This is a genomic window from Acinetobacter colistiniresistens (assembly GCF_000413935.1).
Classification (GTDB): Bacteria; Pseudomonadota; Gammaproteobacteria; order Pseudomonadales; family Moraxellaceae; genus Acinetobacter; species Acinetobacter colistiniresistens.
In genome coordinates, this window is sequence record NZ_KE340379.1 from 1 (window position 1) to 16019 (window position 16019).

The 16019-nt window shown below is 41.7% G+C and carries 10 protein-coding genes; 4 read left to right on the forward strand and 6 right to left on the reverse strand.

From position 1 onward, the window contains the following. From F907_RS13290 to F907_RS13280, 3 genes are all read left to right on the forward strand, one after another. Nucleotides 1-4437 (forward strand): BapA/Bap/LapF family large adhesin (locus F907_RS13290; RefSeq protein WP_016651573.1); only part of this gene is annotated, 4437 nt, incomplete at its 5' end. Nucleotides 4438-4552: 115 nt separating this feature from the next. Further along, nucleotides 4553-6226 (forward strand): glycoside hydrolase family protein, encoded by a 1674-nt coding sequence (locus F907_RS13285; protein ID WP_016651574.1) that lies wholly within the window; start codon nucleotides 4553-4555, stop codon nucleotides 6224-6226. An 11-nt stretch (nucleotides 6227-6237) separates the two neighbouring features. After that, a complete protein-coding gene (locus F907_RS13280) occupies nucleotides 6238-7959 on the forward strand; it encodes a CapA family protein (protein ID WP_016651575.1) in 1722 nt (573 codons plus the stop codon). On the opposite strand, the gene F907_RS13275 is transcribed toward F907_RS13280, so the two are convergent. Further along, nucleotides 7956-8681: a zinc metalloprotease gene (locus F907_RS13275; protein WP_016651576.1), complete on the reverse strand. Its 726-nt coding sequence runs from the start codon at nucleotides 8679-8681 to the stop codon at nucleotides 7956-7958. The genes F907_RS13280 and F907_RS13275 overlap by 4 nt on opposite strands. Nucleotides 8682-8772: 91 nt before the next feature. Between F907_RS13275 and F907_RS13270 the strand changes: the two genes are divergently transcribed. Beyond that, nucleotides 8773-9093 (forward strand): MGMT family protein, encoded by a 321-nt coding sequence (locus F907_RS13270; protein WP_005243740.1) that lies wholly within the window; start codon nucleotides 8773-8775, stop codon nucleotides 9091-9093. Nucleotides 9094-9195: 102 nt separating this feature from the next. Here F907_RS13270 and F907_RS13265 read toward each other — a convergent pair whose 3' ends face one another. From F907_RS13265 to carA, 5 genes are all read right to left on the reverse strand, one after another. Continuing rightward, nucleotides 9196-9633, reverse strand: coding sequence for a universal stress protein (locus F907_RS13265; protein ID WP_016651577.1), 438 nt, complete (start codon nucleotides 9631-9633; stop codon nucleotides 9196-9198). Between the two features lie 234 nt (nucleotides 9634-9867). Beyond that, nucleotides 9868-10488 carry a CatB-related O-acetyltransferase gene (locus F907_RS13260; RefSeq protein ID WP_016651578.1) on the reverse strand — a complete coding sequence of 207 codons (621 nt, stop codon included), beginning with the start codon at nucleotides 10486-10488 and terminating at the stop codon, nucleotides 9868-9870. A 370-nt stretch (nucleotides 10489-10858) separates the two neighbouring features. Then, complete coding sequence (gene greA / locus F907_RS13255) at nucleotides 10859-11335, reverse strand: transcription elongation factor GreA (protein WP_016543034.1); 477 nt, start codon at nucleotides 11333-11335, stop codon at nucleotides 10859-10861. Between the two features lie 92 nt (nucleotides 11336-11427). After that, the gene (gene carB, locus F907_RS13250) at nucleotides 11428-14661 is read right to left on the reverse strand and encodes a carbamoyl-phosphate synthase large subunit (protein WP_005243726.1); all 3234 of its coding nucleotides are present in this window, start codon (nucleotides 14659-14661) and stop codon (nucleotides 11428-11430) included. A 14-nt stretch (nucleotides 14662-14675) separates the two neighbouring features. Beyond that, nucleotides 14676-15815 (reverse strand): glutamine-hydrolyzing carbamoyl-phosphate synthase small subunit, encoded by a 1140-nt coding sequence (gene carA, locus F907_RS13245; protein WP_016651579.1) that lies wholly within the window; start codon nucleotides 15813-15815, stop codon nucleotides 14676-14678. Nucleotides 15816-16019 lie beyond the last annotated feature (204 nt).

Genomic DNA, 16019 nt, shown 5'->3' on the forward strand with positions numbered 1-16019 from the left:
ACCGAACAGGTGACTGCAGACCCAGTGACTGGGGTGTGGAGTGTACCGAACCCGGGTGGCTTGTTGAATGGTGAGGCGGTGACCGCGACAGCAACAGATGCGGCAGGGAATGTGTCCTTACCAGCTACAGAAACAGTTGCGACTCCAGCTGATTTGATTGGTGCGATCACAGTACCAGATGACTTAAATGGCGATGGTATCTTGAACGCTACGGAACTAGGCAATGATGCTAGCTTCAATGCCCGTGTTGCTTTAGGACCAAATGCAGTTGTAGGCACTGTCGTGACTGTGAATGGAAACAACCACACCGTGACAGCAGCAGATTTACTCAATGGGTACATCACGGCAGCAGTTGCAGTGGCTGGCGATGGCTCCTTGGTCATTCATGCACAAGCGGTGGATGCATATGGTAATGTCGATAACACAACAGATGTCACGATTACAGTGGATACAACGCCTCCGGATATTAGTACTGCTGCAATCGCAATTAATCCAATTACTGGCGATAATGTTCTTAATCCGTTAGAAGTATCTGGTCCAGTCTCAATCTCAGGTACATTAACCATTCCAGCAGATGCGGTAACCACCACGATTCAAGTGAATGTGAATGGTATAAATTACTCAGCAGTGGTTAATCCTGTGACACATACATGGACGGCCATTGTCCCTGGTACTGAACTTGCAGCTGATACAGATCTGACAATTCAGGCAACAGCAACATTTACTGATGCGGCAGGGAATAGTAGTAGCATTCAAGGTTCACAAAGTTATACCCTTACAAACACAACGATCATTGCCTATGACAATACTGCTACCGCAGTTCTTGCACCAGAACCATTATTGATTGCAGATGATGCTGCGTTGGGCAGTAAAACCTACTTAGCGCTTGTTTCACTATTAGGCCTTAATTTACAACTCGGTTCTGATGGGGTTGGTTTTACCGTTGCAGCGAATCAAGAAGGGAATGCGACATTCACTTATAGTGCTTTAATCGGTGTGAATGCGTTATCAAACTACTCGCTTGTTTTACAGAAACTGGATACAGCGACTGGTCAATGGACTTCGGTTTATGGTGGTGGTCAGGCGGATATTCTGAAACTGACTTTATTGGGTTCTACACCAGGTATCGTTATCGATGGGCTAGAACAGGGTCAATATCGTGCGTTTATGACCTATACTGGTATTGCAGGTGTTGGTTTACTCGGTACTTTAACGGGTACTATGGATATCTATGATACGACGCAAATTGGTGGATTCTTTACCGAAAATGCGACGGGTAATGTGATTCTTGATACCAATGCAGGCGGTCAGGTTGATGTTGTAACACCAACAACAGTGATTAATGCGGTGAATGGCCATCCTGTTCTTGCAAATGGTACGGTGATTGCGGGTACTTATGGTACTTTAGTGATCAACTTGAATGGTTCATATACGTATACACCTAATGCAAATGCAGCAGGGCTTGGACAGGTAGATCACTTTGTGTATACCTTAAAAGATACTGCTTCTGGCGATACGGCTCAAGCAGCACTGAATATCCAATTAAGCTCTGTGAAAGCTGCAGATAACCTTGCAGTGGCTGAAATTAATCCAGAGTCATTACTTGTGGCGAATGACGTTGCGCTTGGTAGTGCAAGTTATGTGGCAGCAGTTTCGCTACTCGGCTTGAATTTACAACTGTTAGGTAACTCAACGATTGCATTTAATGTAGATGCTGATCGAGAAAGTTCAGCAACATTTACGTTCAGTGGTTTACTCACTGCGAATGTATTAAGTGATTATTCACTTGTTATTCAAAAATACGATGCAACAACACAACAATGGGTTTCTGTTGGTGGAACAAATCCACAAGCCACTTTGGTTAACCTATCGTTGATTGGAGGCGTGGCAACGGCTGTGGTTGATGGTTTAACCACTGGTCAATATCGTGCCTTTATCGGTTATGGCGGATTACTAGGTGTCGGCCTAGGTGGAACATTAACAGGTACAATGGATGTTTATAACCCATATGTTGTAGCTGGATACTCAGTGGATCCGATTTCTGGCAACGTGATTAAAGACGCAGGTCTAAACGGAGCAGTGGATGCAGCAAGCAACAATGCTGTCATCTCGGTGGTTAATGGCAATGCGGTGGCTGCAACAGGTACAACAACAATTACAGGTACTTACGGTACCTTAGTGATTGATCAACATGGTAATTATACCTATACACCAAATGCCAATGGATTGAATCTCGGTAAGGTTGACCAGTTTACTTATACCTTACTGGATCCAGCTACGGGGAATACTTCACAAGCGATTCTCTATGTTCACTTGGATAGTAATAATGTGGACATGACTTGGAATCCGAACGATCCATCACAACCAGCAGTCATTACCGGTCCAGTCCCTGTGGATGCAATGGATAACGTTGCTTCTGCTGCGATTGATCTTGTTTATCCAACGACGACACAAGTCATTGCGAACGCGATTAGCTATAACTGGTTACTTGGTGTTGGTGGTGTTGTAATTGGTACTAAACAAGGTACAGCGCAATTCACGGTTGCTCCTGGTCATATTACGGAAGCAATTTTTGCAGTGAACTTTGGCTCAGTTGCAACGGTGGTTGATGGTTTACATGTGGTATTAACCCGAGTCAATCCAGACGGTACGCGTACGGTAATTGCAGATAGCTCGAATGCCGGCATACTTGATTTGCTGGGTATCTTCGGTTCTGAAGTGAAGTTCAAAGTGGATAACTTAAGTGCAGGTACATATGAGTTATTTATGGAGAGCAATACACTGCTTACTGCGCTTGGTAGTGTTACGGCTGGTATTACTCTGAATAATGGTGATATTACTCAAGTACCTACCTTGGTTGTAAACCCAATTACGGGTAATGTTCTTTCTGATGATAATTCAGCAGGTTATGGTTCGAATTATAAGCCAGACTATATTACAACCACGACGGTTGTGACTGCTGTCACATCTGAAAATGGTAATGTATCTGGTGTCATCGCAGGTACAGCAACAACGATTGTTGGCGCATACGGTACTTTGACCATTAATGCGGACGGTAGTTATAGTTACCAAGCAGCAGCAAATACCTTGAACATTGGTAAAGTGGACAGTTTCACTTATACGGTCACTGATCCTGTAACAGGTAAAACTGATACTGCGACATTGCATATCCAAATTGGTTCGCCTGATGTGAATCTCAACTGGAATATCGCAAATCCAGGTGCAGATGCTGTTATTCCTGCTCCAGTTGCCAACGCGGATTCGAATGATGCAACAATTAGCATGAAACCTGTGGTGGATGCGGCAGTAGATGTACCAAGCGGTAATGTCACTATCGGTAATTTGGCAGGTTTCCCACCGCTTCCTGTGTTGAGTAGTACTGTAACATCTAACCAATTTGTGATTGCTGCAAATACGGTTAATGATGTGCATGTACAATTGAATTACACGACATCATTGAGTCTTTCGGTGTTACCAACTGCTGGTTATACCATTCAGCAACTCGTTGGTGGTACATGGGTCAATACTGTTTATACGGGATCTGCGACAGCGCTAGCTGGTATTTTAGGTGCTCCAGCTTATTCAGCGGATGTTAATCACTTGTCTGAAGGTACTTATAGAGTGGTCTTTAGTCTATCAAGTCTGCTTCCAATTGGTGCTGTGACGCTTGACTCTGTGGTAACAACCAAAACAACGCATTTGGACAGCTATACACCAGATGGTTTAAGCGACTGGATTCATGGCAATATCCTGTTGGGTGATACTGCTGGTGGTGTCGCAGATACTACGACTGCTTCTCAATTGTTTGTTGAAGTATCACCAGGCAATTATCAGATTGCGGCAGGTCAGGCGATTAATACAGGTGAAGGGACATTGTATCTCAACCATGATGGTTCGTATTACTACAAAGCTTTTGATAGTGCAGCGAATGCAACCATTGATACGATTAATTATAAACTTGTATCTGTTACAGGTGCCGAGTCAACGAGCACTTTAACAATTCATTTGAGTCAAGAGTTGAACAGTCTGGCAGTCAGTACTGCTGCAAATGATACCTTCACACTCGGTAATGGTTCTGACACCTTGATTTACAATACTTTAACTGCTGCGGGTACGGTTAGCGCAACAGGTGGTAATACAACAGCAGGTGGCGTGGATACTTGGACAGATTTCCATCTCGGTAATGTCACTACGGATGATCAGGCTGACAAGATTGACATCAGCAACTTATTAATTGGTACTCCAAATAGTCTCACCATTGGTTCGTATGTATCAGTAAGCTACGATGCGACGACTCAAAGTGCGACCATTAGTGTGGATCGTGATGGCCTGGGCGGAACTTATACAAGTACTCAATTGTTGACGCTGCATTTAGATCATCCGACAGCATCATTGACACTCAATGATTTACTCAACAATGGTCAAATCATTTACTAATCCAAATCTTTAACTCTAAAAGAGAGCCTTCGGGCTCTCTTTTTCATTTTGAGAAGATGATCAAAATATGTGGTATCTTATTTAAAAGACTTAAAAAATTCTAAAAACTGAAGATATGACCATTACAACGATTTCAGCATTTGAGCAATTAAAACAGCAACTCAATGAGCAATTCTTTCAACAGCTTCGATCACATATTGATGTGTCTAAAACAGCTATTTTCTGCTCCTTTGGTGAACAGACACAACGTTGCCAAGTTTGGAATTCATCCTGCTCCGATTTTTCTGATACACAGCAACAATTATTGGATTTTCTAGAGCAGCAATTTTCATCGGCTGAAGCGCTCAGCACCTTTCTTAAAATTGACGTAGCCTTTAATATCCAAGTCGAACAATGGCAGCACATCGAACAAACGTTAAAAAACCAATTCCATAATAATCATTATCGTAAAGGGATGAGTTTGGATGCAGACTTTAAGATCTGCTTTTTGGAGCAAGAGCTCTATGGTAAGGCAATTATTCGGGCACTCAGCTATAGCACACCAAATTTTATTGATGAGAAAAACTTAAATAGCAGTATTTTAAGAAAATATCCAGATCAGCATCACACTATAAAAATAATAGAAATTCAACAGGTGTGGACTTTTGATACCTATGCGGTGATGTATGAACAGGGGCAACTGATTCCATTGCAAAGTCAGTTCACTGAAAATGGTGTGCGTTGCTTGCTTGAACCCAAAAAACACCATTTTAAAAAAATGATTGAAACAAATGCGCAGTTTCTCTTTCAACAAATCCAGCAGGACGGCAAATTCAACTATGGTTTTTTCCCTGCCTATGATCGTGAAATTCGTAGTTACAACACAGTTCGGCACTGTACTTCGGTTTATGCACTTATTGAGACGTTAGTGCTTCATTCATACCCAATGCTGATAGAAAAAATTCGCTCTGCAATCGATTATGCCTTACAGCATTTTTATATCGAAAAACAGGCAGGTTTGGCCTATATGCTCGATGGAACAGAGCAGGGACAGTTGGATGAAATTAAATTGGGAGCCAATGCTGCGGCAATTTTGATGCTGACCAAATATCAGGAAATTACAGCAGATGATCAATATCTTGAGGATGCTCAGGCCTTGGCCAATGGCATCCTGTCGATGATCAATGAAGCAGGTGAAACCACGCATGTATTGCATTATCCAAGCTATGACATCAAAGAAAAATTCCGCATCATTTACTATGATGGTGAAGCTGCCTTGGCTTTATTGCGTCTCTATCAGCTTGATGCAGATGAAAAACTACTTGAAACCGTCAAATGCATGTTTGAACGATTTATTGAAAAAAAATATGACCGTTATCATGACCATTGGCTGAGCTACTGCACCAATGAGCTGACAAAAATTTGTCCAGAGGAAAAATATTTTCAATTTGGCATGAATAATTATTTAAAACATATGATGTTTATTCGAAATCGTAAAACAGCTTATGCAACTTTACTTGAAATGATGATGGCTGCTTATCAAATGGTGCAGCGCATGCGGGATTTAGGTTTACAGGAGCTGTCTGTCAAAGCACGATTCGATGAATTAAAAAAGATGATTGAGTTTCGAACTGAATTCCAGCGCACCGGTTTTTTCTATCCTGAAGTGGCGATGTATATGGCGCGCCCAGATAAAATACTGAATGCTTTTTATGTTCGGCATGATCGTTTTCGTGTACGTATCGATGACCAAGAACATAATCTTTCAGGCTATGTTGCTTATGTGCAGCATTTTGAAACTGAAGCTTGAGGGTGAAATAAATGAATACGCCTCAAGAAATAAAAATTATTAGTCTGTTTGGTCATGAAGACTTTCAACATCCGGTTTGGCAGACAGAAATCGCAGGGGATTGTTCATATTGGCTGCTATTACTTGAGGCTTTAGAACGAGTGATTGATGGAAAGCTGCAACTTCAAGAGCTGCTTACTACAGACCATGCACTACATACCGAACAGGCTGATCTCTCCGATTTGATCTTGCAACAACGCTACACTGTTCTAGCCTCATTGCAATTACTGACTTTTAATCCAACTCAAAACACCCAACAGGTTCTTGGTTTTCATCTATTTCGTAATTTAGCCGAGATGCGGATGAACGTTACTGAAAAAGCCAGAAAATTTGACTTGCGCATTGGCCATAAAAATAGCCTTACAAACTTATACTGTTTGGCTCAGGCAATATTTAGTATGCCAATGGCGTTGTTACAACAAGTTTTTGTTAAATCACTGAATCTAAATGATCTGGATATTGCAGCCACCAGTTCCTTAATGACGTGTAAGGCACTTGATGCAATTCTTTATCTCACTGATCAAAAGCAAGATTATTACTTTTCTTACCTCCATCACAATCAGACACTTGGTATTTTTCAGTTATTAGATCCGTTACATCGTATTGATCACTTAGCTCCGTATTATCATTATTTCCAACAAGGTCGGTTACCAACAAAGCAGCGCCAAGCCAAGACAGAATGGATCAATATTATTGGTGATACTTATTTCGGTGAGTTTTATACAGCTAAAAGAAAAAATAAAGGTGTTGATGATGCCTTACAACGCTATGGTTACGGTCACTCTTTTGAGGCGATCAAACCATTCTTTGGCGCAGATGATATTAATATTGCCAATTTAGAAGCTGTTTTTAATCTCGATGAACATTCTGTTTTATTGGGGAAAAAAGACTATATTCTGGGGGCAAAAGCTCAGGAAACTTTAGACGAATTTAAACGGATTCATCTCAATACGCTGTGTTTGGGCAATAACCATCTTAAAGACTATGGTGAGGCAAGCCTAAAACACACTTTAACTCAGTTAGAGCTTGCCAATATTGATTATATTGGGGCGGGCAATGATCAACAACAAGCACATCAAGGTTTAGAAATCATCAATAATGCAGGGCAATGTTTGGCTATTTTTAATGGCTATTGGCATCGGCAAACGGCCTATCAAGATTACGAGTTTTATGCACTGGGTCACAGCTCTGGAGTGGCATGTATCAATGCCATTTTATTTGAACAGATTATGCAATATCGTTTAGCACATCCAGAGCACAAGATCATGGTGATTTGTCATTGGGGTGTTGATTTCAAACCCATCCATCCTGAGCAAGAGAAACTGGCAAAAGTGCTTACACAGATCGGGGTAGATGTGGTGATTGGACATGGTGCACATACCATTCAACCGATTCAATCTGTCAATCAAAAACCTGTTATTTTTGGAATCGGGAATGGTGTATTTAACAGCAATGGTGATTTTGAGAAATATCAAGCTTTGCCCTATGGAGCCATTGTTCGAATCAATGTCATGGAGTGGCAGTTAAAGCTGTATCCGATTTATACACATAACCGCAAAACCTTTTGGCAACCACGTATCGTTGATCAGAAACAGTTTGAACAAGCCCGAGCATTATTGACTCGTCAGTTAGACCCAACTCATTACAGTGTGGGACAAGATCATTTGGGTACTTATCTTCAATTCGGTTTTTAAGGATATTGTTGGTAATTATTGAGCATGGTATTGACCTGTTTTGTTGTAAAACCAAGATTACGCAGACCGCCACTGCCTAAACGGCAATCATAACTGCTCATGATATTGGTTGGTGTTGTTTTAGTGGCTTTAGGTGAACATACATGACCAAGGCCAAAGGCATGTCCCATTTCATGAATACTGGCTGCTTGGGTTTGATAATTGAGTCTTTTCCAGTCAATCAGAATAAAGGGTTGCCCTTGATTGCGAAATCCCCAACTGGTGATATCGGCATCTTTGAGTTTTTCACTATAAGCATCGTAAATAATAAATAAGACTTCTTTACTTTTCCTGCGAGGAAAACAAGCGTTGACCGCACTTGGTAGCTTTGCGGGGATGATTACTTTTGATTGACTTAACTGGTTGGCGAGATCACATTTACGTTTACTAAAATCTTGGAATGAATAGTAATGGTGGATTTTAAACTTAAAGATTTTATGATTATTTTCATCGACAAAATATTGATTCAGAATGGCTAATTCTTTATTCATCTGTACTTTGTTATCTAAGGCTTGGACTTCAGGGCGATTGCTGGTCACAATAAAGCTGACATTAACTACAGGTAAATCATTAGTTTCTTGAGGATATTGATCGCGGGGCGTTTTTACGGTTGGTTTTTGAGTTGTACAAGAAGTCCCGATGGTCAAGAATAATAAGCTTAGCGCTGTGATTTTTAATCGCATTTTTTTGTTCTCTCAAATGGTCGCGTTTTAATTATTGTAAAGCTAGCTTTTCGCATGATTTTGATCATCTTAGCAGATTTTTGGAGCTTGTATGGTGCGAGATACCAATGAACTACATCGACAAATTTTAGAAGTGATTGCCTTAATTCCTTATGGAAAAGTGGCAAGTTATGGGCAAATTGCCAAGCTGGCTGGTTTGCCTAAACATCCTCGTTTAGTCGGTTATGTACTTAAGCATTTAGACAAAGACAGTGAGATTCCCTGGTATCGTGTGATTAACTCGCAAGGCAAGATTAGTGTGACTCGAATCAATGAGAAGGGTGAAAATGTTCAGCAGAATTTGTTAGAGCAGGAAGGGGTGTATTTATTAAATGGCAAGGTCAGTTTAAAAATCTTTGCTTGGCAGCCTTAGGTTGGTTTGATTTCTCAGAACGTATAAATCACTACATCCATGTTATTTTAATGGATAGCATCATTATACGTCCTTAGTGTATGTGTCTTGAACAATACATATTCAACGTACAATCAATACGGGAATGTGGCTTTCCGCCAAAACTTTCTGCGCCACACTACCGAGTACAAATTGTTTAAAGCCTGTACGCCCATGCGAGCCCATAATGATCAAGTCTGCGCCTAGGTTCTGTGCTGCACCTATAATTTCTTGATGCACTGAAAACCCTTCCAGAACCTGCGTTGCAACCGTTAAGCCATGCTCTTCAAACTTTTTTTCAGCTTTGCTGAGATTGTCTTGAGCATAACTTCGGACTCTTTCTATTAAATCATTGCTTTGCCCCATACGAATATAGGCATCTGCAAGATAAGGATCTAAAGTCATCACTTCTACAACCGTCAGTTCACTGTTTAAGGCTTTGGCCAGTTGAGCTGCTTCTCGAATGACATTTGCTGCAATTTCAGAGTCATCGATCGCCACTAAGATTTTTTGATAAGCCATGTTGGATACTCCTTATATTTATGATTTTACGTTGAATTCAGTCAATAAAATTTGATTAATATATAAGCTATGATTGTATTCTAAACCTGTTAGGATGAGAATAAAACCTAGCATTTTTATAGGGATAGTTATTATTTATAGCATTATGGTTAAGCTTGGATGGGTTCAAGAATAGATGAAATTTCCATGAAAATAAAAGACATGTATCATCATGATTTATCTATAAAAGTAGTCTTAATTACGCTCAAAGAATTGAATCAGTGCATCCACATCATCAGTCTGCAATTGTTCACGCATTTTTAAAATCTGCTTTTCATCTAAGTCATAAAGCTTCAGGGAAAGCAGTTTTTCAATATCTTGTTCAGAAAAACGGTATCTAATCACTTTGGCTGGAACACCACCGACAATCGCATAGGGAGGTACATCTTGCGTGACTACAGCGCCTGTTGCAACCACCGCACCTTCACCCAATTTGACCCCTTGCATGATCATGGCACGGCTACCAATCCAGCAACCATCGGCAATCATCGTATCACCTGCGGTCTGAAAGCTACGTGTATCAAATGGGAAAGTTGAGATCCAGTCAGGGCGGTGCAATTGATTACCACCCATCATAATCACGCATTCAGCCCCAAAGCAGACAAAGTTACCAATATGCAGTTGGTCAATGGGCTTATCAGGCGTAGCTACCTTGTCATGCAGATAGCGCACCACACAGCGCTCAAAACCTTGATCCCAATAAGCCGAATAATAAGAATAATTGCCTTTAATCTGGATATTCGGATTTTTCACCGTTTTAGCAATAAACTCGAACTCACACCAATGTTTAACAGGGGAGTTGATTAATGATTCCATAACTGAGACAAAATACCGAAACAAAGCTGCGTCATTATAGCTTTTAAATGAGCAGAGAATACGAGTTGCAGAAGAATTTCCAAAGCGAACTCAATAAATGCTGAATTTGATTGGGCAATATAAAGTCTAGAATCCTACTGAATAGGGAGAGATTAAAAAATAATGCGTACAGAGTTGGTCGTAAAATTCACATGAAATGCTGATGTAATGGAAAACCCAATACCTAGAACAATTCCTGCAATAGCATAGATCAATGCACTGATCAGTTGATCTTGCATGCCTGTATTTTATTCTATTTAGAAAAAGAGTGTCTGAAAAAAAGAACTCTTCAATTGATGAAGAGTCCTTTTGTTATTCTATCGAATGTCGATTAAAGATATTCGACACTCACGATTTCGTATTCAACTTCACCTTGTGGTGTTTGAATTTTCGCTTCGTCGCCTTCATTTTTACCTAAAAGACCACGCGCAATCGGTGAGTTCACTGAGATTTTATTGATTTTAAAATCTGCTTCATCATCACCGACGATTTTATAAGTCTTACGTTCTTCCGTATCCAGATTTTCAATGGTTACAGTCACGCCAAAGACCACACGGCCGTTTTGCTCAAGTGTTTTGACATCAATTTCTTGTACTGCGCCCAGTTTACCTTCGATATCCTGAATACGACCTTCGCAGAAACCTTGCTGTTCACGCGCAGCATGATATTCAGCATTTTCCTTTAAATCACCGTGTTCACGAGCTTCAGCAATCGCTTGGATAATACGTGGGCGATCCACTGTCTTGAGCTGTTGTAATTCTTTCTCTAAGGCAACCTTGCCTTCGGGAGTCATAGGATAACGTTGCATTCTGGTCCCCTCTAAATTGGTTGGGAAAATACAGGATTAAAAAAAGAAAAAGCCCGCCACCGATAAGGTGACGGGACTTTATCGGTAGAGAATTAACCTACAGTTTGTAAATCTTGCAAGCGGTATACATCCATTGGCAATTTCACAGCAAATGCTTGGCAAACTGCTTCTGCACCGTTAATTGTCGTGGTGTAATACACCTTGCCTTGGAGGGCAGCACGACGAATCATGGCAGAATCATACTGAGCTTGTTTGCCTTCAGTTGTGTTGACAATAAGATGAATTTCACCATTTTTCAAGCGGTCTACAATATGTGGGCGACCTTCGGTCACTTTATTGACTGCTTCACACTCGATACCCGCTTCTTTGAGTACACGATGTGTACCATTTGTTGCAACAAGTTTAAAGCCATAAGCAATCAACTTTTTCGCAACATCAGCGATGTATTTCTTATCTGATTCACGAACCGATAAGAACGCATGTTTGACTTCACCTTCAGTTGGCAAGCCCGGTAAACGTTCATTTGAACCTAATACCGCTTTGTAGAATGCTTCACCAAAAGTTTTACCCACACCCATTACTTCACCTGTAGATTTCATCTCAGGCCCAAGCATTGGGTCTACGCCAGGGAACTTGGCGAACGGGAACACGGCTTCTTTTACAGCATAGTGTGTTGGGATGATTTCTTTGGTGAAACCTTGTGATGCTAAAGATTGGCCAGCCATACAACGTGCCGCAACTTTTGCTAAAGAGTCACCAATACATTTAGATACGAAAGGAACAGTACGTGATGCACGTGGGTTCACTTCAAGTACATAAATGTCGTCACCTTTAACCGCAAACTGAACGTTCATCAAACCGATAACGCCAAGTTCTTTTGCCATAGCCACAGTTTGGCGACGCATTTCGTCCTGAACTTCTTGTGAAAGCGAGTACGGAGGAATCGAACATGCTGAGTCACCTGAGTGAATCCCTGCTTGTTCAATGTGCTGCATGATACCGCCGATCACAACATCTTTACCGTCAGATACGCAGTCCACGTCAACTTCTGTTGCATCGTCAAGGAAACGGTCAAGCAGGACAGGGGCTTCATTCGATGCTTGAACTGCTTCACGAAGGTAACGTTTAAGTTCATCTTCGTTATACACGATTTCCATTGCACGGCCACCCAATACATAAGATGGACGCACAACTAGTGGATAACCCACTTTCGCTGCTTCTGAAATACCTTCTTCAGCAGATTTTACGATGCTGTTGTTCGGTTGGCGAAGCTGTAAACGTTGAATCATTTGCTGAAAACGTTCACGGTCTTCTGCACGGTCAATTGCGTCAGGAGATGTACCGATAATTGGAGTGCCTGCTTCTTCCAAAGCACGCGCCAATTTTAATGGGGTTTGACCACCGTACTGTACGATCACGCCTTTAGGCTTTTCGGTACGTACGATTTCAAGTACATCTTCAAGAGTGACAGGTTCGAAGTAGAGACGATCAGAGGTGTCATAGTCAGTTGAAACTGTTTCAGGGTTACAGTTCACCATGATGGTTTCATAACCGTCATCACGCATTGCAAGCGCAGCGTGTACACAGCAGTAGTCAAACTCGATCCCTTGACCGATACGGTTTGGACCACCACCAATCACCATGATCTTGTCACGGTTTGATGGATTTGCTTCACATTCTTCATCATAAGTTGAATACATGTAAGCAGTACCCGATTCAAACTCGGCTGCACAAGTATCAACACGTTTGTAAACTGGATAGACACCCAAGTTCCAACGATGCTTACGGAATTGTTTTTGTGAAATACCCATTAAGTTGGCAATACGCAGGTCAGATAAACCTTTGCGTTTGAACGAACGGATATTGTCAGCGTTTAAGTCACCAAAGCCTAAAGTTTTTACTTGTGCTTCAGTTTTGATGATATCTTCGATTTGAATCAAGAACCAACGGTCGATTTTGGTTGCTTCAAATACGTCATCTAAAGAGAAACCGTGGCGGAATGCATCGGCAACATACCAGATACGCTCAGGACCAGGCACTTTAAGCTCTTTTAAGATGATGTCTTTGGCATTGGCTGTACCCGCTTCAACTTTTTCATCAAAGCCACATACACCCACTTCAAGACCACGAAGTGCTTTTTGTACAGATTCTTGGAAGTTACGACCAATCGCCATCACTTCGCCCACAGATTTCATCTGAGTCGTCAATACTGGCTCAGCTTGCGGGAATTTTTCGAAGTTAAAACGAGGAATCTTCGTGACAACATAGTCAATCGACGGTTCGAAAGATGCTGGTGTTACGCCGCCCGTGATGTCATTCTTCAATTCATCAAGGGTATAACCTACCGCAAGTTTCGCTGCGATTTTTGCAATTGGGAAACCTGTTGCTTTAGATGCAAGTGCAGATGAACGTGATACACGTGGGTTCATCTCGATCACAACCATACGGCCGTCTTTCGGGTTAATACCGAATTGAACGTTCGAACCGCCAGTTTCAACACCGATTTCACGAAGAACTGCAACCGATGCATTACGCATTAATTGGTATTCTTTGTCTGTCAATGTTTGAGCAGGTGCAACTGTGATTGAGTCACCAGTGTGAACGCCCATTGGATCGAAGTTTTCGATCGCACAGACGATGATACAGTTGTCGTTTTTGTCACGAACAACTTCCATCTCGTATTCTTTCCAACCAATCAATGATTCATCAATCAGTAACTGATGCGTCGGAGAGAGGTCGAAACCACGTTCACAGATTTCAAGGAATTCTTCGCGGTTATACGCGATACCACCACCAGAACCACCCATGGTGAATGATGGACGAATGATCACTGGGAAACCGAAGCCCGCTTGAATCGCCAACGCTTCTTCCATTGTTTCAGCAATGGCTGCTTTTGGACATTCCAAACCAATTTTACGCATTGCGATATCAAATAGTTTACGATCTTCTGCTTTTTCAATCGCTTCTTTTGATGCGCCAATCAGTTCTACATTATATTTTTCAAGAACACCGTGCTCGTCTAGGGCAAGGGCACAGTTCAATGCAGTTTGGCCACCCATGGTTGGCAGGACTGCATCTGGACGCTCTTTTTCAATGATTTGTGCAACTGTCTGCCAAGTGATTGGCTCGATATAGGTTGCATCCGCCATCGCAGGGTCAGTCATGATGGTCGCTGGGTTAGAGTTCACCAAAATAACGCGGTAACCTTCTTCACGAAGCGCTTTACATGCTTGTGCACCTGAATAGTCAAACTCACACGCCTGACCAATGACAATAGGACCAGCACCAATAATTAAGATGCTTTTAATATCCGTACGTTTAGGCATTATTCGCTCCTTAATTACTTCTTAGCGGCTTCAATAAGTTCGATGAAATGATCGAACAATGGAGCACAGTCATGTGGACCTGGGCTAGCTTCAGGGTGACCCTGGAAGCTGAATGCTGGTTTGTCAGTACGATGGATACCTTGGTTTGTACCGTCAAACAGTGAACGATGTGTCACTTTTAAGTTTGCAGGTAAGGTACTTTCATCGACAGCAAAGCCGTGGTTTTGAGAAGTAATCATCACTGTACCGTTCTCAAGATTTTGTACAGGATGGTTGGCACCGTGATGGCCATGTCCCATTTTCATGGTTTTTGCGCCAGAAGCGAGTGCCAAAATTTGGTGACCTAAACAAATACCGAATACGGGTAATGTTGTGGTTTCAACAATAGTTTTCACTGCTTCAATGGCATAGTCACATGCTGCTGGATCACCAGGACCATTGGACAAGAACACGCCATCTGGATTTAAAGCGAGTACTTTTTCAGCAGGCGTTTGTGCAGGAACAACTGTTAATTTACAACCACGGTCTGCGAGCATACGTAAGATGTTGGTTTTGACACCATAATCGTATGCAACAACATGAAATTTAAATTCTGGTTGGGTGAAGCCTTGGCCTAAAGTCCAAGAACCTTCAGTCCATTCAAAACCCGTCGGATCACAGCACTCTTTTGCAAGATCTAAACCGTTTAAACCGCCGAATGCACGTGCCTTGGCAATTGCTTCTTCTTCTGTGATATTTTCGCCAGCAAGGATGCAACCGTTTTGTGCACCTTTATCGCGTAAAATACGTGTCAATTTACGTGTATCAATATCAGCGATTGCCACAACATTATGTTGTTCCAAGTATTCACTGAGTGATTGTTCAGCACGGAAGTTACTGTGCAATAAAGGAAGATCACGAATAATTAAACCATTCGCCCATACTTTATGGATGCGACCTGATTCAACGTCTTCACTATTACAGCCAGTATTTCCAATATGAGGATAAGTCAGCGTCACAAGTTGTTGCGCGTAACTTGGGTCAGTCAAAATTTCTTGATAACCAGTCATGGCGGTATTAAAAACGACTTCACCAGTCGTACTACCCGATGCACCGATAGACGTTCCTTTAAAGATCGTTCCATCTGCGAGGGCTAAAATGGCGGGGGTGCTCAAACCAAAGCTCCTGAACTAAGACCACAAAAATAGGGCTGTAAAAAAGCGAGTAGACATAAAAAAAGGCAGGCCGTCTTAAAAAAACATGCCCCTCCTTCCAGTCTGCTCGCTTGTAACTTAACAGCGCATTATACGCATGAGTGGGTGAAAAGTCTATGTGTTTTATTTATTAAAGTCAGGAATTCTCGAATTCTTTTTTAAGAG